The sequence below is a fragment of the Pseudomonas sp. GW823-FHT06B06 genome, assembly GCF_058795195.1.
Window position 1 is genome coordinate 1 of the sequence record NZ_JBXAHO010000014.1, and the last position, 25,897, is coordinate 25,897.

The 25,897-nt window shown below is 58.8% G+C and carries 22 protein-coding genes and 1 pseudogene; 13 read left to right on the top strand and 10 right to left on the bottom strand.

Going from position 1 to position 25,897, the window contains the following annotated elements:
• The first annotated feature begins 137 nt into the window (after window positions 1–137).
• Together amn and AC1Q8Q_RS14670 are read left to right on the top strand one after the other, a co-directional pair.
• Window positions 138–1,637 carry an AMP nucleosidase gene (gene amn, locus AC1Q8Q_RS14665; RefSeq protein ID WP_020798730.1) on the top strand — a complete coding sequence of 500 codons (1,500 nt, stop codon included), beginning with the start codon at window positions 138–140 and terminating at the stop codon, window positions 1,635–1,637.
• A gap of 69 nt (window positions 1,638–1,706) precedes the next feature.
• Entirely contained in the window at window positions 1,707–2,342 is a 636-nt protein-coding gene (locus AC1Q8Q_RS14670; RefSeq protein WP_020798729.1) for a pseudouridine synthase, read from the top strand.
• Here the strand turns inward: AC1Q8Q_RS14670 and AC1Q8Q_RS14675 are convergent.
• On the bottom strand, window positions 2,337–2,546 hold the full coding sequence (locus AC1Q8Q_RS14675; RefSeq protein WP_007937369.1) for a DUF2788 domain-containing protein: 210 nt from the start codon (window positions 2,544–2,546) through the stop codon (window positions 2,337–2,339). The genes AC1Q8Q_RS14670 and AC1Q8Q_RS14675 overlap by 6 nt on opposite strands.
• A gap of 208 nt (window positions 2,547–2,754) precedes the next feature.
• Window positions 2,755–3,234 carry an Lrp/AsnC family transcriptional regulator gene (locus tag AC1Q8Q_RS14680; RefSeq protein ID WP_007894448.1) on the bottom strand — a complete coding sequence of 160 codons (480 nt, stop codon included), beginning with the start codon at window positions 3,232–3,234 and terminating at the stop codon, window positions 2,755–2,757.
• A gap of 435 nt (window positions 3,235–3,669) precedes the next feature.
• Between AC1Q8Q_RS14680 and AC1Q8Q_RS14685 the strand changes: the two genes are divergently transcribed.
• On the top strand, window positions 3,670–4,659 hold the full coding sequence (locus tag AC1Q8Q_RS14685) for a DUF6515 family protein (protein ID WP_020798727.1): 990 nt from the start codon (window positions 3,670–3,672) through the stop codon (window positions 4,657–4,659).
• On the opposite strand, the gene AC1Q8Q_RS14690 is transcribed toward AC1Q8Q_RS14685, so the two are convergent.
• A complete protein-coding gene (locus AC1Q8Q_RS14690; protein ID WP_020798726.1) occupies window positions 4,641–5,546 on the bottom strand; it encodes a cation diffusion facilitator family transporter in 906 nt (301 codons plus the stop codon). The two genes, AC1Q8Q_RS14685 and AC1Q8Q_RS14690, sit on opposite strands and share 19 nt — an antisense overlap.
• A gap of 29 nt (window positions 5,547–5,575) precedes the next feature.
• Window positions 5,576–5,995 (bottom strand): hypothetical protein, encoded by a 420-nt coding sequence (locus AC1Q8Q_RS14695; protein WP_020798725.1) that lies wholly within the window; start codon window positions 5,993–5,995, stop codon window positions 5,576–5,578.
• 109 nt (window positions 5,996–6,104) lie between these two features.
• Between AC1Q8Q_RS14695 and hrpB the strand changes: the two genes are divergently transcribed.
• Window positions 6,105–8,624: an ATP-dependent helicase HrpB gene (gene hrpB / locus AC1Q8Q_RS14700; RefSeq protein ID WP_492615184.1), complete on the top strand. Its 2,520-nt coding sequence runs from the start codon at window positions 6,105–6,107 to the stop codon at window positions 8,622–8,624.
• Window positions 8,625–8,633: 9 nt separating this feature from the next.
• Here the strand turns inward: hrpB and AC1Q8Q_RS14705 are convergent, their stop codons facing one another.
• Both AC1Q8Q_RS14705 and AC1Q8Q_RS14710 read right to left on the bottom strand, forming a co-directional pair.
• Window positions 8,634–9,713, bottom strand: coding sequence for an endonuclease/exonuclease/phosphatase family protein (locus tag AC1Q8Q_RS14705; protein WP_020798723.1), 1,080 nt, complete (start codon window positions 9,711–9,713; stop codon window positions 8,634–8,636).
• Window positions 9,714–9,779: 66 nt separating this feature from the next.
• A complete protein-coding gene (locus tag AC1Q8Q_RS14710; protein WP_020798722.1) occupies window positions 9,780–10,454 on the bottom strand; it encodes a YciC family protein in 675 nt (224 codons plus the stop codon).
• 178 nt (window positions 10,455–10,632) lie between these two features.
• Here AC1Q8Q_RS14710 and AC1Q8Q_RS14715 point away from each other — a divergent pair, with 178 nt between their 5' ends.
• The 3 genes from AC1Q8Q_RS14715 (at window position 10,633) to AC1Q8Q_RS14725 (ending at window position 12,630) form a co-directional block, all read left to right on the top strand.
• A complete protein-coding gene (locus AC1Q8Q_RS14715) occupies window positions 10,633–11,388 on the top strand; it encodes a DUF2076 domain-containing protein (protein ID WP_492615185.1) in 756 nt (251 codons plus the stop codon).
• 128 nt (window positions 11,389–11,516) lie between these two features.
• Entirely contained in the window at window positions 11,517–11,996 is a 480-nt protein-coding gene (locus AC1Q8Q_RS14720) for a LabA-like NYN domain-containing protein (RefSeq protein ID WP_007946629.1), read from the top strand.
• A gap of 22 nt (window positions 11,997–12,018) precedes the next feature.
• On the top strand, window positions 12,019–12,630 hold the full coding sequence (locus tag AC1Q8Q_RS14725) for a 3'-5' exonuclease (RefSeq protein WP_020798720.1): 612 nt from the start codon (window positions 12,019–12,021) through the stop codon (window positions 12,628–12,630).
• Between the two features lie 125 nt (window positions 12,631–12,755).
• On the opposite strand, the gene AC1Q8Q_RS14730 is transcribed toward AC1Q8Q_RS14725, so the two are convergent.
• Window positions 12,756–13,214 carry an Lrp/AsnC family transcriptional regulator gene (locus tag AC1Q8Q_RS14730; RefSeq protein ID WP_110750947.1) on the bottom strand — a complete coding sequence of 153 codons (459 nt, stop codon included), beginning with the start codon at window positions 13,212–13,214 and terminating at the stop codon, window positions 12,756–12,758.
• A gap of 165 nt (window positions 13,215–13,379) precedes the next feature.
• Here AC1Q8Q_RS14730 and yedA point away from each other — a divergent pair, with 165 nt between their 5' ends.
• Entirely contained in the window at window positions 13,380–14,321 is a 942-nt protein-coding gene (gene yedA / locus AC1Q8Q_RS14735) for a drug/metabolite exporter YedA (protein WP_492615186.1), read from the top strand.
• A gap of 65 nt (window positions 14,322–14,386) precedes the next feature.
• Window positions 14,387–15,724 carry an RNA helicase RhlE1 gene (gene rhlE1, locus AC1Q8Q_RS14740; RefSeq protein ID WP_020798716.1) on the top strand — a complete coding sequence of 446 codons (1,338 nt, stop codon included), beginning with the start codon at window positions 14,387–14,389 and terminating at the stop codon, window positions 15,722–15,724.
• A 148-nt stretch (window positions 15,725–15,872) separates the two neighbouring features.
• On the opposite strand, the gene AC1Q8Q_RS14745 is transcribed toward rhlE1, so the two are convergent.
• Together AC1Q8Q_RS14745 and AC1Q8Q_RS14750 are read right to left on the bottom strand one after the other, a co-directional pair.
• Window positions 15,873–17,114 carry a TIGR03862 family flavoprotein gene (locus AC1Q8Q_RS14745; protein ID WP_492615187.1) on the bottom strand — a complete coding sequence of 414 codons (1,242 nt, stop codon included), beginning with the start codon at window positions 17,112–17,114 and terminating at the stop codon, window positions 15,873–15,875.
• 282 nt (window positions 17,115–17,396) lie between these two features.
• A pseudogene (locus tag AC1Q8Q_RS14750) lies at window positions 17,397–17,930 on the bottom strand (histone deacetylase family protein); the annotation flags it as partial.
• Window positions 17,931–18,062: 132 nt separating this feature from the next.
• On the opposite strand from AC1Q8Q_RS14750, the gene AC1Q8Q_RS14755 reads away from it, so the two are divergent.
• Genes AC1Q8Q_RS14755 through AC1Q8Q_RS14770 form a run of 4 tightly spaced genes read left to right on the top strand, consistent with a single transcriptional unit; the run spans window position 18,063 to window position 23,346 of the window.
• On the top strand, window positions 18,063–19,316 hold the full coding sequence (locus AC1Q8Q_RS14755; protein WP_492615188.1) for a tyrosine-type recombinase/integrase: 1,254 nt from the start codon (window positions 18,063–18,065) through the stop codon (window positions 19,314–19,316).
• Window positions 19,309–20,850: a site-specific integrase gene (locus AC1Q8Q_RS14760; protein ID WP_492615189.1), complete on the top strand. Its 1,542-nt coding sequence runs from the start codon at window positions 19,309–19,311 to the stop codon at window positions 20,848–20,850. Before AC1Q8Q_RS14755 ends, AC1Q8Q_RS14760 begins: the two co-directional genes overlap by 8 nt.
• Window positions 20,840–22,933, top strand: a complete 2,094-nt coding sequence (locus AC1Q8Q_RS14765; RefSeq protein ID WP_492615190.1) for an integrase — start codon at window positions 20,840–20,842, stop codon at window positions 22,931–22,933. Before AC1Q8Q_RS14760 ends, AC1Q8Q_RS14765 begins: the two co-directional genes overlap by 11 nt.
• Window positions 22,933–23,346, top strand: a complete 414-nt coding sequence (locus AC1Q8Q_RS14770) for a hypothetical protein (RefSeq protein ID WP_082422834.1) — start codon at window positions 22,933–22,935, stop codon at window positions 23,344–23,346. Before AC1Q8Q_RS14765 ends, AC1Q8Q_RS14770 begins: the two co-directional genes overlap by 1 nt.
• A gap of 203 nt (window positions 23,347–23,549) precedes the next feature.
• On the opposite strand, the gene AC1Q8Q_RS14775 is transcribed toward AC1Q8Q_RS14770, so the two are convergent.
• A complete protein-coding gene (locus AC1Q8Q_RS14775) occupies window positions 23,550–25,673 on the bottom strand; it encodes a TonB-dependent receptor (RefSeq protein ID WP_032861799.1) in 2,124 nt (707 codons plus the stop codon).
• Window positions 25,674–25,897: the final 224 nt, after the last annotated feature.

The following is a 25,897-nucleotide window of genomic DNA, read 5'->3' on the forward strand; positions in this document are numbered from 1 at the left end:
TGCTGAAGGGGCAGAGTGAATACCAACCGAAAACCAGTTGAGGGCTTCCCCTCAACCATAGAATCTCCCACAGGGGAACTGCGGCGCTCCCTGCATTTGTGTCGCCACTGTTCCCGTGAAGCGACGATACAGGCAAGATGAAGGCCTGCAAGTCAGAACACAGGATGCTGATCGTGACCGAAGCTTTTATTGTCGTTCAAACCGCCGAGCAAGCTGTAGACCGGCTTGCGCTCTTGCACAATCGTGCAACCACCGCTCTGAGCCAGGCGCTCAAGCGTTATCTCAAGGATCGTGTCGAGCCGGACGCCGAACAGCGGGCAATGTTTCGTTATCCCGAACTGCGTCTGACCTACCACTGCCAGGGCGAAGTCCCGCAGACCACGCGGGCCTACGCCAAGGTCCAGTTGCCAGGCACCTACAGCGTCACCGTCACCCATCCCGCTGCCTTCCGTAAATACCTGCTGGAGCAACTCGTGCCGTTGATGCACGACTTCACCGTGACCGTGGAGGTCGGTGTCAGCCAGCAGAACATTCCTTATCCATACGTGGTCGAGCAGGGCGATGAGTTGGCCGGCTCCGGTGTCACCGCCGCCGTGCTGGCGCGGGTGTTCCCGAGCACCGACCTGTCGGCGGCGACCGACGGTATTGCCGACGGCTTGTACGATTGGGAAAACACCGATCCGCTGCCCTTGGCGCTGTTCGATGCCGCCCGAGTGGATTTTTCCCTGCGCCGTCTGGTGCATTACACCGGTAGCGACTGGCGGCATGTGCAGCCATGGATCCTGCTGACCAACTATCACCGTTACGTCGACCAGTTCATCGTCCATGGCCTGGAGCAACTGCGCAAAGATCCGCGCTTCGTGCGCATGGTGCTGCCGGGTAATGTGATCATCGAAAAGAGCATGGATCACGGTGAAGCCTCGGCGATTGCCGCAGGTGTGGTCTGGCATCGCTACCAGATGCCGGCCTACCACCTGATTGCTACTGATGGCCACGGCGTGACCCTGGTCAATATCGGCGTCGGCCCGTCCAACGCCAAGAACATCACCGACCACCTGGCGGTACTGCGTCCGCATTGCTGGCTGATGATCGGCCACTGCGGCGGGTTGCGTCAGTCCCAGACCATTGGCGACTACGTGCTGGCCCACGCCTATATGCGCCGTGACGGCATTCTCGACCGGGTCGTGCCGCCAAATATTCCGATTCCGGCCTTGGCCGAAGTGCAGCTCGCACTGCAACAGGCGGCGGCCAACATTACCGGCGAAAAGGGCGACGAGCTGAAAAAGCGCCTGCGTACCGGCACCGTACTGACTTACGACGACCGTAACTGGGAGCTGCGCTGGGCTCAGGAGCGGCCGTTGATCAACTTGTCCCGCGCCGTGGCAGTGGACATGGAAAGCGGTACGATCGCGGCCCAGGGTTATCGCTTGCGGGTGCCTTACGGCACGTTGCTTTGTGTGTCGGACAAGCCCCTGCACAGCGAAATCAAGTTGCCTGGCTCAGCCAACGCCTTTTATGAGCGCGCGGTCAGCCAGCACCTGAAAATCGGTATCGAAGCCGTGGACTTGTTGCGCACAGAGCTCAACTCGTTGCACTCGCGCAAACTGCGCAGCTTCGACGAGCCGCCGTTCCGCTGATTTGGCGATGGTCATTTAACGGTCGGGCTACTAGCATTAGCAGCCCTGACCGTTAGATGTTCCTTCACCATGTCCCGTGTGCAACGTCCTGTTTCCCGCCGCCCTGGCGCAAAGCCATCCCCAGCAGCCCCGCGCCGTGTCGCCAAGGCGCCTCCCGCTGCGCCCAGGCTGATCCTGTTCAACAAACCCTTCGATGTGCTGACGCAATTCAGTGACGCAGAAGGGCGCGCGACCCTCAAGGACTACATCGATGTCCCGGGGATCTACCCCGCAGGACGACTGGACCGCGACAGCGAAGGTCTACTGCTGCTGACCAACGACGGCCAGCTCCAGGCACGCATCGCCGACCCGAAACACAAACTGGCCAAGACCTACTGGGTGCAGGTTGAAGGCGAGCCGAGTGCCGAACAGTTGCAGCGCTTGCGTGACGGTGTCGAATTGAACGATGGCATGACCTTGCCTGCGCAGGCGCGGCAACTGGATGAGCCGCCGTTGTGGCCGCGTAACCCGCCGGTACGCTTTCGTAAAAGTGTGCCGACCAGTTGGCTGGAACTGGTGATTCGCGAGGGTCGCAATCGGCAGGTGCGGCGGATGACGGCGGCGGTCGGGTTGCCGACGTTGCGGTTGGTGCGTGTCAGGATCGGCGACTGGACGATCGAAGGACTCGATCAGGGCCAGTGGAAGGAAGTGCCAGCGCGCTTATAAAGTGCCGGATTCGATCAGGCCAATGACCACGCTCTTGATCACAAATGCAGCAACGCCAAGGCCCAGCACGAAAAACAGAATAAACGAGCCAAACCGTCCGGCCTTGGACTTCTTCGCCAGATCCCAGACGATGAAACCCATGAAAATGATCAGGATGCTGACCAGGCCGGTCATCATCCACTCTTCGAAAACTGCAGGATCCATTGAACATCTCCGCGCGGGCGAGGCTAAAAGGGCGCGGCGAGTATACGCCAATGGATGTTGGCAATGAGTTGACCTGCGGCAGCGTGTCGCAGCTATTCGTCGCCCGACCTGCTCTCGTAGGAGCTGCCGAAGGCTGCGATCTTTTGATTTTGCTTTTAATAAACAAGATCAAAAGATCGCAGCCTTCGGCAGCTCCTACAGAAGCAGTTCAGCTGCGCAGATGAGTGAGCGGTAACTCAGTGCTGTTTAAAACCTGATTGAGCACAAAACTCGAGCGCACACTGGTCACCCCTTCAATCCGCGTCAAATGCCCCAGCAGCAATTTCTGGTAATGGTCCATGTCCGGCACCACGACCTTGAGTTGATAATCGGCATCCATCCCGGTCACCAGGCTGCACTCCAGCACCTGCGGCAAGGTGCGAATGGCGGCCTCGAAGTTTTCGAATCGTTCCGGCGTGTGCCGATCCATGCCGATGAGCACATACGCCGTCAGGCTCAGGCCAAGCATCTTACGGTCGAGCAGGGCGACCTGGCGGGTAATGTAGCCGTCGTCTTCCAGTTGCTTGACCCGCCGCGAGCAGGGGGAGGGCGACAGGCCAATGCGTTCGGCCAACTCCTGATTGGAGATGCGCGCATCGCGCTGCAATTCAGCCAAAATGCTCAGGTCATATCGGTCAAGTTTGCTCATCGAACGGTCCCTTGTCATAACTATTGCGACAGATTATCTATCCAGGGTTAAAAATTGCGCAAGTGATGTTTATTTGAGCAATATTCGCAATCCTCTGCCGGTGCTCCGGGCCTATTCTTATCACCAGAATCACTGCTCGGACAAACAGTCCAATGCGGCCCGCCGAATCAGGCCCGCCGCGGTCGCCACCCCCACAGGGGATGTGCTGGCCCCCGAGCTGCACACTGTCCAGAAGACGGCGTGAGGTGAGCCGACGTCAAAAGCGTCGAGCACGGACGAAGTTCTCAAGGGGAGGCCGACGGGTCTCCCCTTTTTCTTGCCTGTCATTTGGCACCCGCCCTCAATAAATAAGTTCCGCGACTGATAACCTGTTGCAGAACCGGCCTGTGCATTTCCAGTCTTACCTACAGGCCCTGACCCGTATAGAGGAAAAGCATGAGATTGCGCATCTGGCGGTTGGCCGGTGTTGGGCTGTTGTGTGTCAGTGTCACCGCGCAATCGCTGGCCGACCAGCCGCAAAACCGCGGTCCGGATGGCGGACAACACGAGGGCGGTGGCCATCAGGGCCATGCTGGCAACAACCCGCCGCGTCCGCAAAATGGCCAGCAACCGAATCAGCACAACGGCCAGAACCAAAATCAAGACAACGGCCAATGGCAGACCCGTCCAGCGCCGGACTACAACAGCCGGGTGCGTTCGCCGCCACCACCGCCGCAACTGCCGGCCAATGACCTGCCCATCCAGCCACGACCCGACACCGTGCAACAGACCCAACAGCCTCGGCGTGGTTACTATCAGGACGAGCCGCGGCGCAACGATCCCAACCCGCACTGGAATGGCTATATCGGCGCACCTTCCAACGACAGCAACCAGTGGCAGGGCCGTCCCAGTGGCCACGGCAACGGTTGGGGACCCGGCCCGCAGTATCGTCCGGGGCACGTGATCGACCGCTTCCCGGATCGCGACTACCGTGTGCCCTATGGGGGCCGGGATTACTACTACTCCGGCGGCTACTGGTATCGCCCGCAAGGCCCGCGCTATGTGGTGGTTCAGCCGCCGCGCGGGATTCGCGTCCAGTACCTGCCTGATTATGCCCGTGAGGTCTGGATCGATGGCTCATTGCTGTTCCTGGTAGCCGGCGCCTACTACGCCTATCAGGAAAACACTCAGGACTACAGGGTGGTCGAGCCGCCTGGCCAGCCGTTGGCCACCGGCAATGGTTACGACGTGGAGGCTTATCCGGCCAACGGCCAGTCACCGGAGCAGATCAACCAGGATGGATACGATTGCTATCGCTGGGCGGTCGAGCAGAGTGGTTTTGATCCGAGGGTCGACACCTGGCAACCGGACCCGGCGGTGGTGCAGGCCTACCGCCAGGCCCAGGGTGGTTGCCTGGATGGTCGCGGTTATCGGGTGACGTTCTGAGCACCGGCCTTGACGACTTCCTGCGGATCGGCGTGCACCAGCACTTCGGCCCGCGGGTAGGCGGCGTGAATGGCGTCGGCGGCCTGGTCGCTGATGCCATGGGCGACTGACAGGGTCAGTTCCCCCGGCAACTCCAAGTGCAGCTGCACAAACCACTGGTTGCCGGAAATCCGCGTGCGCAAATCATGGGCGCCCAGTACCCCCGGTACTCCGCAGGCCAGCTCCAGCATGTGCTGGCTGACATCCGGCGGCAGCTCCTCATCCATCAAGACCGCAAAGCTTTCCCGAGCGATCGTCACCGCGCTCCAGAAGATGTAGGCGGCAATGCCCAGGCCGAACCACGGGTCGACCTGATGCCAGCCAAACCCGGCCAGCACCAGCGCCACCAGGATGCTGCCATTGAGCAGCAGGTCCGAACGGTAATGCAGGGAGTCGGCGCGCACCGCGTTGGAGCCGGTGGCCTTGACCACGCGATGCTGCACCATCAGCAGCGCCAGGGTCAGGCCCAGCGAGAACACGATCACCCCGATGCTGATCCACGGTGCACCCACCGGTTCCGGATGCTTGAGCCGATCCCATGCCTGTAGCGCAATCAACACCGCACTGCCGCCGATAAACAGCGCCTGGGCCATGCCGGCCAATGACTCGGCCTTGCCATGCCCGTAGCGATGGTCGTCGTCGGCCGGGCGCAAGGCGTAGTGCACGGCCAGCAGGTTGAGCAGCGAAGTCACGCCGTCAAGCGCCGAGTCGGTCAACCCGGCGAGCATGCTCACCGAGCCGCTCAGCCACCAGGCGATGGCTTTGGCGACGATCAGTGTGCAAGCCACCGCCACCGAGGCACGGGTTGCCAGCCGCAGCAGGCGGGCGTGTTCGACGCTTGAGATCATGGGTGCGGATTTTCCTTATCGTGCCCCGATTACGCGGCGGGTTGCAGGCCGAACATGGCCAGTTGCTGGGCGCTGCCCTTGTGCTGGATCAGGCGTGGATCGTCCAGCGGCAAGCTGCGGCCCGTTTCACGCTCCAGGATGGTCTGCAACTTGAGGTTATCGACCTTGCCGTCGGCACCGATGGCTTCCTTGAGTTTTTCCGGCGCCACCTGTGCGGTTTCGCCCGGTGCGTAGTAAATCGCGCCGGTGGCGAAATCCACGGCGAACGCGATCAGGCCGGGGATGATATAGAACAGCAGGCCCACGGCATCGAGCACGGCAATGGCCGGGTCGATCTTGCCGTCGATCTGGCCACGGCGATCAGGGTAGAAAATCGAACCGCATGCGGTGATCTGCGTTAGCAGTGTCGCGATCAATACACCGCCAATCAGGCGAAAGGGAACACGCATGTGAAATCTCCTGGGTAATTTCAAAACGAAGCGTAGTCGGTAGAAATTAAGACCCTGACGAACGCCCCGCAGTTCGCCGTTATACTCGCCGCTCTGTTTGGGAGCCAGCATGATTTCTTTGCCGATTGATGAAGTTTTACCCGCTCTGCGTGAAGCCCTCGCTGCACGCCACGAAGCCGTGCTCGAAGCACCGCCCGGTGCCGGTAAGACCACCCGTGTGCCCTTGGCCTTGCTGGATGAGCCGTGGCTGGCCGGGCAGACGATCCTGATGCTCGAACCGCGCCGCCTGGCCGCGCGGGCGGCAGCGGAGCGCCTGGCCAGTGAGCTGGGCGAGAAGGTCGGCGAAACCGTGGGTTATCGCATTCGGCTCGACAGCAAGGTCGGCCCCAACACCCGAATCGAAGTGGTTACCGAGGGCATCCTTACCCGGCGTTTGCAGGACGATCCGGCGCTCGAGGGCGTGGGCCTGTTGATCTTCGACGAGTTCCACGAACGCAGTCTCGACGCCGACCTGGCGCTGGCCTTGAGCCTCAATGGCCGGGAACTGTTCCGTGACGATCAGCCGCTGAAAATCCTCTTGATGTCGGCCACCCTGGAAGGCGAACGGCTGGCCGGATTGCTCGACGACGCGCCGATCCTGCGCAGCGAAGGGCGCATGTACCCGGTGGCAATGCGCTGGGGCCGGCCATTCCAGGCAGGCGAATTCATCGAGCCACGGCTGGTTCAGACCATTCTCGAAGCCTTGAGCGACGAAACCGGCAGCGTGCTGGTGTTCCTGCCGGGGCAGGCCGAGATCCGTCGCGTGCATCAACAACTGGCCGATGCGCTGGGCGATAACACGCAAATCCTGCTCTGCCCATTACACGGTGAACTGGACCTCGCCGCGCAACGGGCGGCGATTGATCCGGCGCCGCCGGGTCAACGCAAAGTGGTGCTGGCCACCAACATCGCCGAGACCAGCCTGACCATCAATGGCGTGCGGGTGGTGATCGACGCCGGGTTGGCGCGGGTGCCGCGCTTCGATCCCGGCAGCGGCATGACCCGTCTCGATACACAACGGATTTCCAAAGCCAGTGCTACCCAGCGCGCGGGCCGGGCAGGGCGACTGGAACCGGGTGTGTGCTATCGCTTGTGGTCGCAGGATCAGCACGAACAATTGGCGGCTTACGGCAGTGCGGAAATTCTTTCGGCGGATCTCGCCGGGTTGGCGCTGCAGCTGGGGCGTTGGGGCGTGACACCGGGCCAGTTGGTTTGGCTTGATGTACCCCCGGCAGCCGCTTATGCACAAGCTCAGGACTTGCTGGTTCGTCTGGGCGCGCTGGAGGGCGAAGCACTGACACGCCATGGTCAGGCCATGGCCGAGCTGCCAGCGCATCCTCGTATCGCGCACCTGTTGTTACGTGGACAGGCGCTCGGCTTGGCGGACATGGCTTGCGATGTCGCGGCCTTGCTCGGCGAGCGCGATATCCTGCGTGGCGCCGGTGCCGACTTGCACGGCCGATTGGCGCTGTTGTCCGGCGAAGCGCGCGGCGCTCGTGGCGCCCAGGGTGGCGTACAACGGGCCCGGCAACTGGCGCGGCAATATCGCGGTTATCTGCGCGCCAAGGCGTCGGAGCCGGTCGCCGATCCAGATCATCCACGCTGGCTCGGTGCGCTGCTGGCCTTGGCCTATCCCGACCGCGTCGCCCAACAGCGCCGTGCCGGCGGTGCCGAGTATCGCCTGGCCAACGGTCGCGCCGCGCTGTTCGCCGAGGCCGACAGCCTGATGAAGCAGCCGTGGCTGGTGATCGCCGATCTCGGCAGCCGTCAGGGCCAGCGTGAGGAGCGGATTTATCTGGCGGCGGATTTCGATCCGGCGTTGTTCGACTCGGTACTGGCCGAACAGGTGCGATGCGTCGATCAGCTGGATTGGGATGAGCGCGAAGGTGTGCTGCGGGCCGAGCGCCAACGCAAGGTGGGCGAGCTCATCCTCAGCCGCGAACCGCTAACCGGTCTCGATGAAGCCGCCCGCAGCCAGGCGCTGGTCAACCTGGTGCGACGCAAAGGCCTGGAGCTGCTGCCGTGGACTCCGGAGTTGCGCCAGTGGCAGGCACGGGTGGCGTTATTGCGCCAGCTGGACCTGGGTGGAAAGGGCGAAAGCGATTGGCCAGATGTCAGCGATGCTGCGCTGCTGAACACCCTTGAGCATTGGCTGATGCCGTATCTGGGCAAAGTCTCGCGCCTCAGTCATTTCGCCAATCTCGACCTCTCGAGCATCGTTCACAACCTGTTGCCATGGCCGCTGCCACAACGCTTGGACGAGTTGGCGCCGCACCACCTGAGCGTGCCATCGGGTTCATCGATTCGTCTGGATTACAGCGAGCAGCCGCCGATTCTGGCCGTGCGCTTGCAGGAGCTGTTCGGCCTGGCCGAAACCCCACGCATCGCCGGTGGCCGGCAGGTGGTCAAGTTGCATTTGCTGTCCCCGGCGCGAAGGCCCGTGCAGGTGACCCAGGACCTGGCGAACTTCTGGCGCAGCACTTACGCCGAGGTGAAAAAAGACCTCAAGGGACGCTACCCGAAACATTACTGGCCGGACGACCCGCTGGTGGCCGAAGCCACGGCACGGATCAAGCCGCGCAAGCCATGACGCCGCGATCTACGGCGCGGCGGGCAGCAGGAACCGTGCAATCACCGGCAGATGATCGGAGATGCGCAGGGTATCGTCTTGCCGCACCGTCGCCTCGACCCGTTTGATTCGCGGGCTGTAGAACAGATAGTCGACGGTCCGGTCCGGGCCGTTCAAGCCGGTATCGTTGGGGTAATGGGTCAGCCAGCGCGCGCGGTCGATGCCACTGGATTCGTTGTTGGTGGGAATCATCGGGTACTTGTCCCACAACAGATGCAGGGCGCTGTCGGCGGAGTAGGGGGTGCGCTGTTCGCTGGGCAGGCGCTGGTATTGCCCCAGCGGCAGCAGGTTGAAGTCGCCACCGATCAGCCAGGGCGTGCCGCGGCTTTCGAACTTATCGAGAACCTTGGCCACGGCCGCGATCTGTGCCTGCAGCGTCTCGTCAGGTTGGGTCGCTCGCTCCAGATGGGTATTGAGGACGGCGAGCTGGCCGCCGTCGCTCAATGGCAGGTACGTCACCAGCAAGGCGTTTTTCGGCTGGAACTGGCGACTGATCGGGTTGGCCGATGCGATGGGCAATTGCAGGCGTTCGGCGTGCTCGATCCGATAGCGACTCAGGGTCGCCAGTTGCCGGCCGACGCTGCCGAAAATGTGCGGGTTGGGCACGAAGTCAGCCTTCCAGTCGAAGGCATGGGCGCTGCACGGATACAGGTCGGCGAGCCGCTCCTGCAGCAGTTTGAGCTGGTTCTGGTAATCGCTGGCCTTGGCGCCGTCATCGAGTTCCTGCAGCAGCACGACATCCGGCTGCTCGTCGCGGATCACTCGCGCCACTTCGTCGAGGCTGAAGGCCATGTCTTCCGGTGTTGGGGAATCGTCGTTGCCGGCGGCCAGGTCATTCCAGAAGACATAGCGCTTGCCCGCCAGGTACTGGACGTTCCAGGTCATGACCTTCAGTGCCTGGCCGGGTGCCAGCCCTGGCGCTTGAGTACTGCACGCGACCGGCGCTATTTCCCTGGCTTCGGGGCGCCAGGTCAGGCTGTACGTCATTACGCAGACTACGCCGATGACGATCAACAGTCCCAGCAAGGTGTAGCGCAGTAGTCGGGGCATGGCTCGGCTTATCGCGTTACGGAAGTTGCCTCCGAGCATACCCGACTGACGAGCGGTCGCCCACGGTCAACGTGGTCCATCGATTTTTTCCGGTACTTCGCTGATCAGCATGAACAGGCGGAACAGCACCACGCTGGTGAACAGTTGCAAGAAACTGTGGGCACTGTCGATCAGCATTGAGATAGCCGGGTTTTGCGGCTCAGGGTACGCCGCCAACGTTGCACCCTTGAGCAACCACAACGGCCCCATTACACACAGGATGCACACCAGGATGCGCATGAAGTGGCCACGGGTCAGGCGCAGGCTTTCCTTCATGGCCTGCAATGGCGCCAAGCCACGCAGCACCAGCAGGTACTCGCCGAAAGCCAGGGTCACCATCAGCCAGATGCCCGGCAGGAAGTACAGCGACAAGCCCAGCAGGATCAGCAATGTGTTCAGGGCGGTCAGCAAGGCGAAACGCGGCCACAGATAGGCGGACCTCGACAGCAGCTCGCGGTTACTGGGCGATTCGCCTCGGCTGCGGGCATCGAGGAACAGGATCAGGGCGGCGGTGTACAACGGATAGACCAGCAAGCCGACGATCACACTGATACCGGGGAAACTGTCCGGCTCGGTGGAATGGTCAACCACTTGTTGCAACAGGGCCTCGATGATCACCAGTGGCAGGCACAGCTGCACGATCTGGCCCAGATTGCGTTTGAAGAAATACAAGGAGTCACGCAGTACATCGAACGGATTCATCGGTTGGTATCGCTGGTTGAAAGCAGTGGCCCACTTTAACCGATGATGCGCGGGAGGGCGCAAACGTAAACGTTCGGTAAAGCTCATTGAAACAACTTGTTTCAGCCTCCATTAAGGTCGAGCGCCTTATCCTCTATGGGCAAAGGCAACGATTTTCCCGGCAATCTACGAGGTCGCCATGAACAGCGAAGAACAAACCCTGATCGATGGACTGTTTTCCCGGCTGCAACAGGCCGAGACGGACTCAGCCCCGCGCGACGCCCAAGCCGAGGCGCGGATCAAGGAACACCTGGTGCGCCAACCGGCGGCCGGTTATTTCATGACCCAAGCGATTCTGGTGCAGGAGGCGGCGATCAAGAGCCTCGACGGGCAGAACCAGCAGCTGACTGCGCAAATCCAGAAATTGCAGGCCGAACTGCAGCAAGCTAAGGCGCAAACGCCGGCCCCTGCGTCGAGCGGCGGCTTTTTGTCGAGCATTTTTGGTGGTAGTTCGCAGCCTGCGCCCACGCAAAGTGCGCCGGTGTCTGGCGGTGGTGGCTGGCGCGAGCCGGCGCGGCCTTCGTTCAACACGCCGCCGCAACAGAGCTTCGGTGCTTCTCCACAGCAGGGCTATGCACCCCAGCAACAGGCCCCCGCAGCGGGTAGCGGCTTTCTCGGTGGGGCGCTGAAGACCGCGGCCGGTGTGGCGGGTGGCGTAATGCTGGCACAAGGCATCAGCAGTCTGTTCCACCACAACCAGGCACCCCAGGAAGTCGTCGAAGTCATCAAGGAAGAACCGGCCCAGGTCAACGACCAGGGCAACAATGGCTGGGGCGATGACCAGCGCATGGCTGGCAATGAGCCCTATGCCAACGACCAGGGCGGTTTTGCCGATGCTGACTACAACGATGACAGCTCATCGTTCTTTGGCGGCGACGACGACTCCTTCGTCTGATTCACCATTCGTCCGGGGCGCTGCGGCGCTTCGGGCCGATTATTCGCGAAAATCTGCTTTTGGCTGGCATACTGGGCGACTTTTCGGGCCTGGTGCCTGATCCTGCCTGCGCTTTATCGAGGTGCCCGGTGAAAAAAATCGCAGTGTTCGCCGATGTTCAGAACCTCTACTACACCGTACGCCAGGCTTATGGCTGCCACTTCAACTATGCCGCGTTGTGGGCTGATATCAGCAAGCAAGGCGAGATTGTCGAGGCCTACGCCTACGCGATCGATCGTGGCGACAGCAAACAGCAGCAGTTCCAGCAGATCCTTCGCAACCTCGGTTTCACCGTGAAGCTCAAGCCCTATATCCAGCGCAGCGACGGCTCGGCGAAGGGCGACTGGGACGTGGGCATCACCCTCGACATCATGGACGCGGCCGACCATGTCGATGAAGTGGTGTTGGCCTCTGGCGACGGTGATTTCGACATGCTGCTGGAACGCATCATCAGCAAACACGGCGTGCAAGCGGTGGCCTACGGCGTGCCGGGCCTGACGGCCAACTCGCTGATCCGCGCCGCCAGCCGCTACGTGCCGATCGAAGGCGCGTTGCTGCTCAAGAATTGATTTTTACGGAGTTCAAACAGGTTTGGAACGCATAGCAGTCATCGACTTTGAAACCACCGGGATCTCTCCGAGCAGCAGTTGCCGGGCCACGGAAATTGCCGTGGTGATCCTTGAACAAGGGCGCATCGTCGAGCGTTACCAGAGCCTGATGAACGCCGGCGTGCGCGTCCCGGGCTTCATCGAGCAACTGACCGGCATCAGCAACGCCATGCTGCGCACCGCGCCTTCGGCCGAGCAGGTGATGAACGAGGTCAACGAGTTTGTCGGCACCACGCCATTGCTGGCCCACAACGCCGCGTTCGACCAGAAGTTCTGGGACTTCGAACTGGGGCGGATCAAACGCACGCGCCTGCAGAACTTTGCCTGCTCACTGTTGCTGGCCCGACGCCTGATGCCTGCGGCACCTAACCACAAGCTCGGCACCCTCACCACCTTCGCCAACCTGCCCCACACCGGCAAGGCTCACCGGGCTATGGCCGATGCCGAAATGGCGGCTAACCTGACGGTGCACCTGGCCGAAGAACTGCGGCACAGGCATGGCCTGAGCGAGCTGTCCCATGATCTGTTGTGCAAATTGCAGAAAGTGCCGGCGGCGAAGGTCAATGAACACCTGAAGCGGCATCGTGGGTTCTGACCGCGACAGGATTCCCCTGTGGGAGCGAGCCTGCTCGCGAAATCAATTGATCATTCAACATTGATGTCGACTGACACTCCGCTTTCGCGAGCAGGCTCGCTCCCACAGTGGATCACCTACAACAATTAAATGCCCTTGCCATTCCCTTCCAACTGCCCCAACGGCACCCGCTTCTCTATCGCACTCGACAACACGATCGACGTCTTGCTGAAGCCAAACGTGGCAATCCGGTTGATCAAGTCTTCCAGCTCAGGCATCGACCCCACCGCCGCTTGCATGATCACGCAAGGATCACCAGTCACGCGGTGGCATTCAGTCAGTTGCGGGATCTTGATCAGGTCGTCGTAGGCTTTCTGGTTGCCGTGCTGGTTCAGGCGCAGTTCAATCACACACTGGATCGGCAAGCCGAGCTTGGCCATGTCGACTTTCGCCTGGTAACCGGTAATCACGCCGCTGGCTTCGAGTTTGGCCACGCGTTCGGCCACGGCCGGGGCGGAAAGGTTGACCTTGCGCGCGAGGTCGGCGTAGGACGCGCGTCCGTTTTCCAGCAGGGCGCTGAGCAGCATGCGGTCGTACTTATCCATCGAGGCAGCTCCTGAAAATGACCGACTTTCGAAAGCACGGTTTATAGCGCTGAACTCCGTGTTTTGAAAAGTGTACCGGCGGTTTAAACAGGTTTTGTAACTTATTTTCCAGCGTTAGCCTTTCTAGAATAGCCGTTCACCTGTTCTGCCTGTGAGCTGCCCATCATGTCCGGCCTACGTCGCTTCCCCTTACCGTTGATCGCTGCCTTTTTCGCCTTGTACGTGATTTGGGGCTCGACCTACCTGGTGATCCGCATCGGTGTGGAGTACTGGCCGCCCTTGCTGCTCGCCGGCATTCGTTTCGTGATCGCTGGAAGCCTGATGTACGCCTTCCTGCGCTGGCGCGGCGCGTCAGCCCCGACCTGGGCGCAATGGAAAGCCGCGGGAATCATCGGCGTATTGCTGCTGGCGTGCGGCAACGGCGCGGTCAGCGTGGCCGAACACACAGGCGTGGCTTCCGGCGTGGCCGCGCTGGCAGTGGCGACGGTGCCGCTGTTTACCTTGCTCTGTGGCTATTTCTGGGGCGCGCGTAATACCCGTCTTGAATGGGCGGGTGTTGCACTCGGGATGATTGGCATCGTCATGCTTAATCTCGGCTCCAACCTGCAATCGAGTCCTTTGGGAGCGGCATTACTGATCTTTGCCGCGGCAACCTGGGCATTCGGCTCAGTGTGGAGCAAACACTTGCCGTTGCCTCAAGGCGCAATGGCCAGTGCCGTGGAAATGTTGGTCGGCGGCGTAGTGTTGCTGATCGGCAGCGCGGTAAGCGGCGAGCACCTGGAGCAGGTCCCGCCCATTGAGGGTTGGGCGGCGCTGGCGTACTTGACCGTGTTCGGTTCGATCATTGCCTTCAACGCCTACATGTATCTGCTCAAGCATGTGCGTCCGGCGGCGGCCACCAGTTATGCCTACGTCAACCCGGCGGTGGCCGTGTTGCTGGGGATCGTGTTTGTCGGAGAAACCATTGGCATCGAAGAAGCATTGGCCATGTTGGTGATCATCAGTGCCGTGGTGCTGATTGGCCTGCCGCAGTGGCGTCGCACACCGGAGCGGCCAGTGGTGAAGTTGGAGCCGACGGCGGTGCCGACAGAATCCCGTGTGAATTAGGGTAAACTGCGCGCCATTGCAAACATGTTTCGCGTAATCGCGCTGATTTTTCCTACGGTACTCCCATGACTTTCGCCACCCTTGGCCTGATCGAACCCTTGCTGCGCTCCCTTGAGACGCTCGGCTACCAGACTCCGACGCCAGTTCAGGCGCAAGCCATTCCGGCGGTGCTGGCAGGTCGCGACCTGATGGCCGCCGCCCAGACCGGCACCGGCAAGACCGCCGGTTTCGCGCTGCCACTGCTGCAGTTGCTGGCCATGGAAGGGCCGAAAGTCACCGCCAACTCGGTGCGTGCGCTGATTCTGGTGCCGACCCGAGAGCTGGCCGAGCAGGTTCACGAAGCGGTTCGCCAATACGCCGAGAACCTGCCGTTGCGCACCTACGCGGTGTACGGTGGCGTCAGTATCAACCCGCAAATGATGAAGCTGCGCAGCGGCGTCGACTTGTTGGTGGCGACCCCGGGCCGTTTGCTCGACCTGTTCCGCCAGAACGCACTGAAGTTCAATCAACTGCAAACCCTGGTGCTGGACGAGGCCGATCGCATGCTCGACCTGGGTTTCTCCGAGGAACTGGCGAATATCTATCGGGCACTGCCCAAGAAGCGCCAGACGTTGCTGTTCTCCGCCACGTTCTCCGACGACATTCGCCTGCTGGCCGGGCAAATGCTCAATGACCCGCTGAGTATCGAAGTCAGCCCGCGCAACGTTGCCGCCAATACGGTCAAGCAATGGATCGTGACGGTGGACAAGAAGCGCAAGCCGGAGCTGTTTGTGCACTTGATGCGCAAGGGCAAGTGGAAGCAAGTGCTGGTGTTCGCCAAGACCCGCAACGGCGTGGACGCGCTGGTGGAAAAACTCCAGGGCCTGGGCATCAACGCCGATGGCATCCACGGCGACAAACCGCAGGCGACTCGTCAGCGCGCGCTGGACCGCTTCAAGCTCAGTGAAGTGCAGATCCTGGTCGCCACCGATGTCGCGGCCCGCGGCCTGGATATCGAAGACCTGCCGTTGGTGGTCAACTTCGATTTGCCGATCGTGGCCGAGGATTACATCCACCGCATCGGTCGCACCGGGCGTGCCGGCTCCACGGGCGAAGCGATTTCCCTGGTGTGCGCCGATGAAGTGAATCTGCTGTCGGCCATCGAGATGTTGACCCGCCAGACGCTCAAGCGTCAGAACGAACCGGACTTCGAGCCAGAGCATCGCGTGCCGGACACCGACGCCAGTGGTCAGGTAATCAAGAAGCCGAAGAAACCGAAGAAGCCAAAAACGTCGGGTGGTGGCGGTAAGCGCAATCTCGGCAAGTGGGTCGATAGCGGGGAGGCTGCGCCAGCGGAGCCTTCGATCAAGCCTGTGCGCAAAGTGCCGGTGTTCAACACTGGGCCGCGTAAGCGTAAGCCTTGATTAGCGGCGGCGTCTGTTAGGCCGCCTTCGTCGGAGCGCCGCCCGGAGCTAGCTCGCTCCCACATTGATCTTCTGTGAACACTGTATTTGTGTACGACACAGACCCATTGTGGGAGCGAGCCTGCTCGCGAAGGGCGCGCCCTGGTCTTCAGCCCTTGCGCTGCAACCACTCCACCATCCCCAATCCCGCCGCACGCCCACTGGCGAAACACGCCGTCAGCAGATAGCCGCCCGTTGGCGCTTCCCAATCGAGCATTTCCCCCGCGCAGAAAACCCCAGGCATTTGCTTGAGCATCAATCGTTCATCCATCGACTCGAACTTCACACCGCCCGCGCTGCTGATGGCTTCGTCCAATGGTCGGGTCTTCACCAGGGTTAGGGGCAACGCCTTGATCGTTTTGGCCAGCAATGCCATGTCGGTAAAGGTTTCGGCAGATGTCAGCTCCCGCAACAACGCCGCTTTCACCCCATCGATGCCCAACTGACTGTGCAAATGTTTAGCCATCGAGCGTGAGCCGCGCGACTTGCTCAGTGCAGCCTGGATTTTATCCACAGGCCGGCCTGGCAGAAGGTCCAGGTGAATGGTCGCCGAGCCGTGCTGGTTGATCGCTTCACGGATCGCTGCCGACAGGGCGTAGATCAGGCTCCCTTCAATCCCGGTCGCAGTGATCACACATTCACCCAGCCTTGGTGCGTCATCATTGAGGCCGATCGCAATGTTTTTCAGCGGCGCACCAGCGAATTTGCTGACCATCAAATCACTCCAGGCCTGCACCTCGAAGCCGCAATTACTTGGCTGCAGCGGCGCGAGTCCTACAGCCTTTTGCTCCAGTGGCAGCATCCACCCGCCGTCCGAACCCAGGCGCGACCAACTGCCGCCACCCAGGGCGAGCAAGGTGGCATCGGCTTGAACGGTTTTTTCGCCATCGGGACAGTCGATGCGCAAACCGCCGCGATCATCCCAGCCGAGCCAGCGGTGGCGGGTGTGGATAACTACGCCGCTGTCGCGCAGGCGTTTGAGCCAGGCACGCAACAGCGGCGCGGCTTTCATGTCGGTGGGGAATACGCGGCCGGAGCTGCCGACGAAGGTGTCGATGCCCAGCCCGTGAATCCACTGGCATAAGTGATCGGCGCCAAAGCCACGCAGCAGCGGCGCAATCTGTGGTGCGCGTTCGGCATAGCGCGAAAGAAATGCCGGGTAGGCTTCCGAATGGGTGATGTTCATGCCGCCGACACCGGCAAGCAGAAATTTTCGTCCTACCGAAGGCATGCCGTCATACAGGTCGACCTTGATCCCGGCCTGGCTCAACACTTCAGCCGCCATCAGACCGGCGGGGCCGCCGCCGATGATGGCGACATGGGAAGGGGAGGCGGTCGGGGATTGGGTCATAGGGAGCGCTGCGGTTTTGGCGGATGAGGCCGGGTATTCTAACAGCCCAGTCCCCGGTGGGAGCGAGCCTGCTCGCGAATGCGTTATGTCAGACGCATCATGGTTGGATGTGCTGCCGCCTTCGCGAGCAGGCTCGCTCCCACAAAGGTTTCGTTGGCGTTATTGAGGCTGGTTAAAAAACAACCACCGCTCCGCAGCCCACACCCCGCAAGGCCTGCAGTGCCTTTCCCGCAGGTTATCCACAGGTGGTTCCACAGGCATTGTGGGTAAAGCATCCACAACTCAGTGACAGCCTGATGACTGCCAGACCCGCTCGGCGCTGTGATGCAGGATGCCATGGCGGCGGGCGAGGGCCTGGCGGTCCTTGCTGTAGCCGCCGCCGATCACGCCGACCACCGGGATATCGCGGCCCAGGCAATGGCGCATGACGGCTTCATCGCGAGCGGCGACGCCTTGGTCTGTCAGCTTCAGGTAACCGAGCGCATCATCCTTATGCACATCGACACCTGCGTCATACAGCACCAGGTCCGGCTGATAGAGGGGCAAGAGGTAGTTGAGCGCGTCGTCCACCACTTTCAGGTAATCGGCATCGCCCATGCCGTTGGGAAGCGGGATGTCCCAGTCACTTTCGGCCTTGCGTGTGGGAAAGTTCTTTTCGCAGTGCAGGGAAACGGTCACCGCCTCTGGAGTGTCATGCAGAATACGTGCAGTGCCGTCGCCCTGATGCACGTCGCAGTCGAAGATCAACACCCGATTGACCCGGCCACTCTCCAGCAGGAAACGGCTGATCACCGCCAGGTCGTTGAAGATGCAGTAGCGCCGACTTCTATTAAAACGTAAATATTTAGGAGGGAAATATAATAAAAACAGAGGATTAGCGTACTTTTTTGCGAAAAGTAGGATTGTAGTCTAGGGTTTATTATAGTTTACCTTAGGAGTGTGTAAACAATGAACCCTTACAGAATCAAACTCGTGCGGTTCGACGGTGGTGAGCGCTTTCCAGTGCTTTGCCTTCAGCAAGACGGCATGCCCGTGCACAGCGCTAACCTTTGGGTACTGACAGAGTTACGAACGGCGAATTTGTCGACGAGCACACTCCAACAGGCGCTTCGGTCGTTGATGGTGCTGTTCATTGTTTTTGATGAACTAAAGATAGATTTGTCCGCCCGTTTGCGCGACGGCCAGTTTTTAACGGTTGGAGACATAGAAGCTATCGTTGGGGCGTGTAAATTACCAATTACAGCGGGCGACAGAAAAAAAATTGGAAATGGAAAGTTTGTATCGCCATGGTCTACCAGTGGCTTTAGTACGCCAAAAATTCATCCTGGTACTATTGCTATACGGCTTTTATACATTGCCCGTTACCTTGACTGGATTGCGACCGACCACTTACTAAAAACAGGCGCAGGAAACCCACATTTTTCAGGGGTGGAAAAACTCCGTGAACTGGTTTCTACAGCCATAAAGGCTCGCATTCCTTCAGTGCAGCGCTTATCCAATGTTACGCCTCGCGAGGGCCTAACTGAACAAATGGTATCGCTACTGCAACAGGTGGTTGCTCCAGAGTTTGAGCATAATCCGTGGTCTCATGAATTTGTTCGGCAGCGAAACTACTTAATGATTCGCTGGCTATTGTCCTTGGGAGTCAGGAGAGGTGAGTTGCTTGGTGTCAAAATCTCGGATATTAACTTTCAGACCAATGAAGTTTTAATTGCCAGGAGGGCAGACGATCCGGCGGATCCACGGTTGAGACAGCCGAATGCCAAAACAAGCGGTCGATTATTAGCGCTCGACGCAGAGTTGGTAGCGCTCACGCGAGCGTATGTAATGTCCATTCGTCGAAATGTTACAGGCTCGCGTAAGCATGAATATCTTTGGGTAGCCGGTGGCTCAGGAAAACCACTGAGTCTTGCGGCGCTAAATAAAGTATTTATCACTTTACGGCAACACTGTCCGGAACTACCAGAAAACATCTGCCCTCATCTCCTTCGCCATACCTGGAACGATATTTTTTCGGAAGCGGTTGATAGAAGTGATGTGTCGCCGACCATGGAGCAAAAACTGCGGTCACGATTGATGGGGTGGTCCGAAACATCCGGAATGACGATTGTGTATAACCAGCGTCATATCAAGAAAAAAGCCACCGCTGTGTCCTTGCAAATGCAAAAACAATTGCGTGTGGAGGCTCCTTCCGATGATTAAAAAACCAGGGGAAAACTTCGTAATCGATGGAATTGATTTCTGTCCTTCACTTCCGTCGGTAATTCGTAGCAAAAGCGGTACCGCGTTTGATCCTAACCGGCCTGCTTGGTCGTACCGGGACGGTGTGTATTCGGTTTACATGGATTTTTCTGGGCTACATTTTTCTGCTGTGCTCATGGCTTCATTCCATCTTACGTTGATTTGGTTCGTTGAAAATAGGGCGCCAAGTACTGTGATGGGTCGCTTTGCGGCTTTAAAAGCATTTGCCTTGCGATTGCAAGAGGGGCGCGTTGAACCGTTGGAAACTATCTGCGGAAATGACGTATTGATACATTGCGATGCCAATGACTTTCAAACACGCGATCTCTTTGCGTTTTTACGCCGATGGCATGCCATGAGCTTGCCGGGTATTCAGGATGATGTGGTGTACGTCCTGGACAGGAAAAAGCTCCGGAAGCGAGAAACCGGAATCGCTGTATTGACGTGGGATCCCGAGTTGGGTCCATTTACTCCAATTGAGCAAGTGGGTATTCAAGATGCCCTGAATGAAGCTTACGGCGCAGGGCGTTTGAGTGAGGACATATACCTGCTGGCATGGTTGTTTATTGCGTTGGGTTCCCGCCCTGTTCAGTTGGCAGCCTTAAAGGTTTGTGATGTTGTGCGCTCGGTGGCTGCGGATGGAACAGAGTCTTTTCTTTTGCTTGTTCCGCGTGCGAAGCAACAAAACGCATTGCTCCGCCAGGAACTCAAGCCGCGAGCGCTGGTGAATCAAATTGGTCGACCGTTGTTTGATTATGCCCGACGCGTCAGTGAGCGCTTTATTGGAGCGTTTCCAGACCCCCAGCAGGCGCCCCTGTTTCCTTTACCCCGGCAGTCACAGTATTTGGCGGACGGGCCAGGATGGGCCAGATACCACCGTACCAGCGAGAATTTACGGAAATTGTTGGTGACCGCGTTGGACAAGCTATCCGTCCGCTCTGAGCGCACGGGGGAAATAGTTAACATCTGTGCCTTGCGCTTTCGGCGTACGTTAGGGACGAATCTTGCGCGTGAAGGGCACGGGGTTTTGGTCATTGCGGACTTGCTTGATCATTCGCGAACTGACTCTGCGGCTGTCTATGTAGCTGCGACACCAGAGCTTGCGATGCGGATTGAAAAGGCGACTGCGCTGTACATGGCGCCTCTGGCTCAAGCTTTTAAAGGTCAACTGATAGCTCATGAGGACAATGCCGTTCGTGGAGCAGACCGCTCCAGCCGAATTATCGATTTGCGTATCGATCAAAGCGCACGGCCAATGGGGTCATGTGGCAGCTTCAGTTTCTGCGGATTATTTGCCCCCGTGGCCTGTTACACCTGTCAGTGTTTTCAACCTTGGTTGGACGGGCCGCATGAGGCGGTCCTGGATTTCTTGCTAGCGGATGCTAAACGCTATCCGGACGGTCGTATCGCGGCGATCAACGATCGAACGCTGCTCGCAGTGGCAGAAGTGGTCCAATTATGTCGCAGCAGAAAGGAGCAGGCTCATGGACGATAGGGTAATCCTGTTTAAGCCCCGAGCAGAGCAGGCGGCTGAGGACAATCTCAGGGACTTCGTTACCCTCGCCAGAGAGTCTCTGACGGCTTTTGGCAGTGAGTTGGTCTTTGAGGCGGACAGTTGGGATGTCACCAATTTTGTTCGATTGAAACGACGTAATTCTTGTTCAAGCATGCGATTTCATGGATTCCCCAGTGGACGAGGGCAAAAGGATTCCTGTTGCTTGCCTCAGCCTTACAAAGACTTTGCCAAAGCCTACTGCCGTTATGATTATTCGTTGTGCGCGTATACAACCGTCAGTTCACGATTGGCCGCGCTCCGCTCCCTCGCTGTAGCTCTGGAAGAAACGGAGAGTTGTGTCACACCTATTAAGGCAAGTCTGGGGCATTTTAATCGTGCGTGCGCGATACTAAACGAACGCTACCAAGCCTCTGCCGCATTTTTTGCCGGTGCAGAACTCAAACGCATTTCGCAGTTCCTGGTGGAGCATCAACTCTGTACGCTGCCTCTTCAATGGCAAAATCCACTTCGGGCACCAGCGAACTTTGTGCGCAGTGTTGGCCCAGAGTTTGATGCGTCGCGCCGGGCCCGTCTGCCCTCGTCAGCTTCGTTAGAAGCGATTGCCGAAATTTTCAGAACCGCCGAGAAGCCAGGCGATATTTTTACCTCCAGTGTCTGTGCGTTGCTTGCGTCGGCGCCGAGCCGCATTAATGAGGTGATGTCCATTTCAAACCAGTGTGAAGTCGAGGAGTTCGATCCAAAAGCAAATCAACAACTGTATGGATTGCGCTGGCGGCCTTCAAAGGGTGGTAAGGCACAAGTCAAATGGGTGGTGCAATCCATGGCCAGTGTTGCCCGCGAGGCGGTGAGTAAGCTCAGGACCATTTCCACGCCAGCGCGGGAAGTGGCACGGTGGTATGAGCAGCACCCTGATGCGATGTATTTGCCAACGGAGCTGGAGGCGTTACGGGGGCGGTCGTTAATTAGTTCAGAACAGGTGGGCGCGATTGTTTTTCTCGCCCCACCCCCCAATGGCAATCAAACCGCGCAAGGGGCGGGGTGGTGCAGAAAGCAGGGGATTTTTGAACATATTCCATATGACCCACAGCAGAGACATGCTCCGAGGTTTTTGTTCGCGGACGTTGAGCGAGTAATCCTTTCGATGCTGCCAGCTAACTTCCCGCTGGCAGATCAGAAGAACAACCTGAAGTACAGTGAAGCGCTTTGCTTGACACGGCTGAATGAGCTAACCGAGTTGTGGGGAACGTACCGTGGGGTAATCGTCTTGCCAGACACCGCTTATACTCAGAAGCAACTAGGTAGTACTCGAACTTTTCTCAATATTTTCGAACGGTTCGGTTATCGTGAGTTAGATGGCAGTCCAATGAATATCACGACGCATCAATTTCGCCATTTTTTAAATACCGTGGCACAGATGGGCGGATTATCGCAACTCGACATTGCCAAATGGAGCGGTCGCGCCAAACTCGGACAAAACAAGTGCTATGACCATCAGTCCGATAGGGATGTGTTGGCGCTCGCGAGGTCCGCTTTGGGTGACCCGGAAAAGTCGGCAGGTCATGTGGCAGGTATCCCTCCAAGTAGTTTGATCTCGCGGGATCAGTTTGCGACGCTGAAGATCATGACCGCCCATACAACGGATTTGGGGTATTGCCTGCACGATTTTTCCATGTTGCCTTGCCAACTCCATCGAGATTGCCCCAATTGTGATGAGCATGTATGCATCAAAGGTGATGTGGTCCGAGAGCAGGCTATACGCCAGTATCGTCAGGAAACCCAGGCCCTCCTCGCAAAAGCGTTAGAAGCGCTGGGCGAGGAGGAGTTTGGTGCCAACCGTTGGGTCGAGCACCAGACACTGACCCTTAAACGACTGGATGAACTGTGTGCCATTTTTGAGGACTCTTCCGTTGCCGCAAATGCAATTATCCAGCCGCGTGGGATCGTCCCAGCGTCAAGGCTGGAACAGTTGCTGACCCACCATAAAATATTGAACAAGCGTAATTTGCCGGGACCAGACACTGAAGATCCAGATGTGCCATGCACAGAGGCTGAGGACCTGTAATGTCTCGTTCCAGAAATCTAACCCCAGATGCTATAGAGCAGATCGTGTCGATCCTGGATGGTTGGTCTGGAAAACTGACGTGGGACCTGCTGATCTTAAGCGTCGCTCGCCGTTTACGAGGAACCTACACGCGCCAGACTCTGCATAAACATGAGCGGATTCGGCGTGCGTTCATACTGCGTAAGCAAACACTCTCAACCACAGTAGGAGTGAAGAAGGCCAGCAGTCCTGAATTACAAGTTGCAAACGAGCGAATTGCTCGTTTGGAAGCGGAGAATCAACGTCTGCGGATGGAGAATGATCGATTGCTCGAGCAGTTTGTACGCTGGGCTTATAACGCTTACATTCGGGGCTTGGATGAACAGTTTCTTTCCCGCCCTCTGCCCATCATCAATCGACAGCAGACACCCTAGGGTCTGTTGCCGTTTCATCTCAAGCCATTGATCTATAAGAGCAAACTCGTATCGTTAAAGCTCTCACACGACAGATTCTCACTCAAACCCGCGCATTGAAGATTAGTTGGGCTTTTGAAAGCTGCCACTGCACGGCTGGGAGTACAGGCCCAGCCGTGAGGAAACGCTCGACAATGCCGGGCGTTTGTTCTTCAGGTCCGTACTCAGAAGCGGTAGTTGGTGCTCAGCTCCAGCGTCCGTGGTGCGCCGGGTGTGATCAGATCCACCGAGCCATGCGCCGAAGCGTAATAGTCCTTGTCGAAGACATTGCGCAGACGCAGGGCCATGTCCCATTTCGGCTGGTTGTAGAGCAACGCTGCGTCCACGGTGGTGTAGGCCGGCATGACCACTTGGTTATCCAAGGCGGTGTAACGGTCATCGACATAGTTCGCCCCCATGCCTACACGCCACTCCTGTGTCAAAGAACGTACCAACCACAAATTGGCACTGTGGCGCGGGGTCAAGGTCGGAGTCTGGCCTTCGTTGGCGATACCGTTGGTACGGCTGTTGGACTTGGTGATCTCGGCATCCAGATAGGCATAACCGGCATATACCTGCCATTTTTCGCTCAACTGCCCACTGGCGGTCAGTTCGAGACCATCAGTACGCTGCTCTCCCGCAAGCACCAGTTTGGTCGGGTTCGCCGGATCGGTGGTTTTCATGTTGGTGCGTTCCAGCCGGAACAGCGCCGCCGTCAACGCCAGGCGATTGTCGAGCAGGTCCCATTTGCCGCCGATCTCGAAGTTGGTGGTTTCCTCCGGCTCAAGGTCCTGGTTCGTCGTGCTCAGAGCGAACATTTCGGCAGAGGGCTGGTAGGAACGGCTCACCGAGACGTAATAGGACTGCACATGATCAGGCTGGTAGACCAGACCGACTCGCGGACTCCAGGTAGTGTCGGTGCGGGAGAGTTCCTTGTTCGTCAGGTCATCGGCGTATTCCTGGTCAAACACGTCATAACGCACTCCCAGCAGAGCTTTCCACTGCGGCGCCAGTTCGATCAGGTCCTGCACGTAGAACCCGGCAGTGTCCTGAGTATTGGTGCCCTTGGCGGTTTGCCGGTTGGCCTGGAACGGCACGTCGACCAAAGCATCGCGGTACACCGGCACCCTTGCCACGTTGGGTTGGCTGAACACGGACTGGTCCTTCACCTGGCGCCCCAGCTCCACACCATAGAGCAGGTTATGGTTCATCCCGGCGAGCACGGCGCGCTGCTTGAGTTCGGTCTGGTTGAACCAACCGTCTTCCTTGCGCTGCACGTTGCCGCGGTTGAGTTTTACCAGCAATTCGCCGTTGGCGGCGGTAACGAAACGCGTTGGACTGGAGTCCGCGAGCGTATTGTTGCGATCCAGGTCGTAGTGGTAGTAGCGGCTGGTGTTGCTCAGGGTGAAGTCGTCATTGATGCTGTAATCGACGCCGGCCGTGAACGAGAACACTTCGCTGCGGGTGTAATCGTCATCTGGATCAGCGGAACCGAAACGCTTATCGCGGTCCACATCGACTGGACGGTCGCCTCGTGCTGGGATACCGAAGTCGATCAGGCGCTTGTCATACAGATAGGTAGCGCCCAGGTTCAGTTCCAGATCGTCGGAGAGCTTGAAGTAGGCCGAAGGCGCGATGGCCTTGCGGTCGATGTAGCCGTCATCCCGGAAGGTGTCGCTGTTCTCCAGCGCCCCTGTCACACGAAAGGCTTTATCGCCCTGTTGCTGATCGGCCCAACCGGCATCGAACTGAGTGCGCTTTTTGCCCTCGCTGTCGACACTGACACCGACCTCCTGCTTGGGCGTGAAGTTGGGCTTCTTGCTGATGCTGTTGATCAGACCGCCCGAAGAGCCTCGGCCATAGAGCACTGCGGCCGGCCCCTTGATCACTTCCACCCGCTCGACGTTGGACAGATCACGGAAGTACAGCGCATCGTCACGAATGCCGTCGACGTACATGTCGCCAATGGCGCTGAAACCACGGATGGTGACTTGATCGCGCTGGCCATCGCCATTGGACAGGCCGATACCGGGGACATTCTTCAGCACGTCTTCCATCGACTGAGCCCCCTGATCCTTGATAACGCTCTGGGGAATTACGTTGACGGTTTGCGGGATATCTCGTAGAGGGGCATCGATCTTCAGCGCGCTCCTGCTCTCGGTCGACATGTAGCTCTGCTCGCTGTACTCACTGTTCACAGCGGTTGCCGGTAGGGTTAGAGCAGACTCCGTTTCTGCCTGTAAATCAGGTACAACCAGAACGCCCAGCAACGACAGAGAGACTGGGTAAATGCGCGATCGAGCCACCATGAACACCTTTTGTATGAATTATCGCGCAGATGATAACGGTTATCTTTTGTAAGTAAATACATATCATTCTGATTCAAGCCATTGGCACGACTCGGAACGACCGTCTCAACTTAATAGGTGGCCGACAGGAGCGCTCCCTCCAACTTGCTTGGTTGAAGGACTGCAATCATCCCATCTGGACGAGCCCTCTGAAAGACAGGACACCGTTTCCCCCCCCTTAACAT

What these genes read in the sequence shown, in the direction of transcription:
- AC1Q8Q_RS14775 (WP_032861799.1), bottom strand. Translation starts at nt 25,673, where the DNA reads ATGGTGGCTCGATCGCGCATTTACCCAGTCTCTCTGTCGTTGCTGGGC.
- AC1Q8Q_RS14730 (WP_110750947.1), bottom strand. Translation starts at nt 13,214, where the DNA reads ATGGATAAGTACGACCGCATGCTGCTCAGCGCCCTGCTGGAAAACGGA.
- AC1Q8Q_RS14675 (WP_007937369.1), bottom strand. Translation starts at nt 2,546, where the DNA reads ATGGATCCTGCAGTTTTCGAAGAGTGGATGATGACCGGCCTGGTCAGC.
- AC1Q8Q_RS14680 (WP_007894448.1), bottom strand. Translation starts at nt 3,234, where the DNA reads ATGAGCAAACTTGACCGATATGACCTGAGCATTTTGGCTGAATTGCAG.
- AC1Q8Q_RS14745 (WP_492615187.1), bottom strand. Translation starts at nt 17,114, where the DNA reads ATGACCCAATCCCCGACCGCCTCCCCTTCCCATGTCGCCATCATCGGC.
- AC1Q8Q_RS14670 (WP_020798729.1), top strand. Translation starts at nt 1,707, where the DNA reads ATGTCCCGTGTGCAACGTCCTGTTTCCCGCCGCCCTGGCGCAAAGCCA.
- amn (WP_020798730.1), top strand. Translation starts at nt 138, where the DNA reads ATGAAGGCCTGCAAGTCAGAACACAGGATGCTGATCGTGACCGAAGCT.
- AC1Q8Q_RS14705 (WP_020798723.1), bottom strand. Translation starts at nt 9,713, where the DNA reads ATGCCCCGACTACTGCGCTACACCTTGCTGGGACTGTTGATCGTCATC.
- AC1Q8Q_RS14710 (WP_020798722.1), bottom strand. Translation starts at nt 10,454, where the DNA reads ATGAATCCGTTCGATGTACTGCGTGACTCCTTGTATTTCTTCAAACGC.
- AC1Q8Q_RS14690 (WP_020798726.1), bottom strand. Translation starts at nt 5,546, where the DNA reads ATGATCTCAAGCGTCGAACACGCCCGCCTGCTGCGGCTGGCAACCCGT.
- AC1Q8Q_RS14765 (WP_492615190.1), top strand. Translation starts at nt 20,840, where the DNA reads ATGGACGATAGGGTAATCCTGTTTAAGCCCCGAGCAGAGCAGGCGGCT.
- AC1Q8Q_RS14755 (WP_492615188.1), top strand. Translation starts at nt 18,063, where the DNA reads ATGAACCCTTACAGAATCAAACTCGTGCGGTTCGACGGTGGTGAGCGC.
- AC1Q8Q_RS14715 (WP_492615185.1), top strand. Translation starts at nt 10,633, where the DNA reads ATGAACAGCGAAGAACAAACCCTGATCGATGGACTGTTTTCCCGGCTG.
- rhlE1 (WP_020798716.1), top strand. Translation starts at nt 14,387, where the DNA reads ATGACTTTCGCCACCCTTGGCCTGATCGAACCCTTGCTGCGCTCCCTT.
- yedA (WP_492615186.1), top strand. Translation starts at nt 13,380, where the DNA reads ATGTCCGGCCTACGTCGCTTCCCCTTACCGTTGATCGCTGCCTTTTTC.
- AC1Q8Q_RS14695 (WP_020798725.1), bottom strand. Translation starts at nt 5,995, where the DNA reads ATGCGTGTTCCCTTTCGCCTGATTGGCGGTGTATTGATCGCGACACTG.
- hrpB (WP_492615184.1), top strand. Translation starts at nt 6,105, where the DNA reads ATGATTTCTTTGCCGATTGATGAAGTTTTACCCGCTCTGCGTGAAGCC.
- AC1Q8Q_RS14770 (WP_082422834.1), top strand. Translation starts at nt 22,933, where the DNA reads ATGTCTCGTTCCAGAAATCTAACCCCAGATGCTATAGAGCAGATCGTG.
- AC1Q8Q_RS14685 (WP_020798727.1), top strand. Translation starts at nt 3,670, where the DNA reads ATGAGATTGCGCATCTGGCGGTTGGCCGGTGTTGGGCTGTTGTGTGTC.
- AC1Q8Q_RS14760 (WP_492615189.1), top strand. Translation starts at nt 19,309, where the DNA reads ATGATTAAAAAACCAGGGGAAAACTTCGTAATCGATGGAATTGATTTC.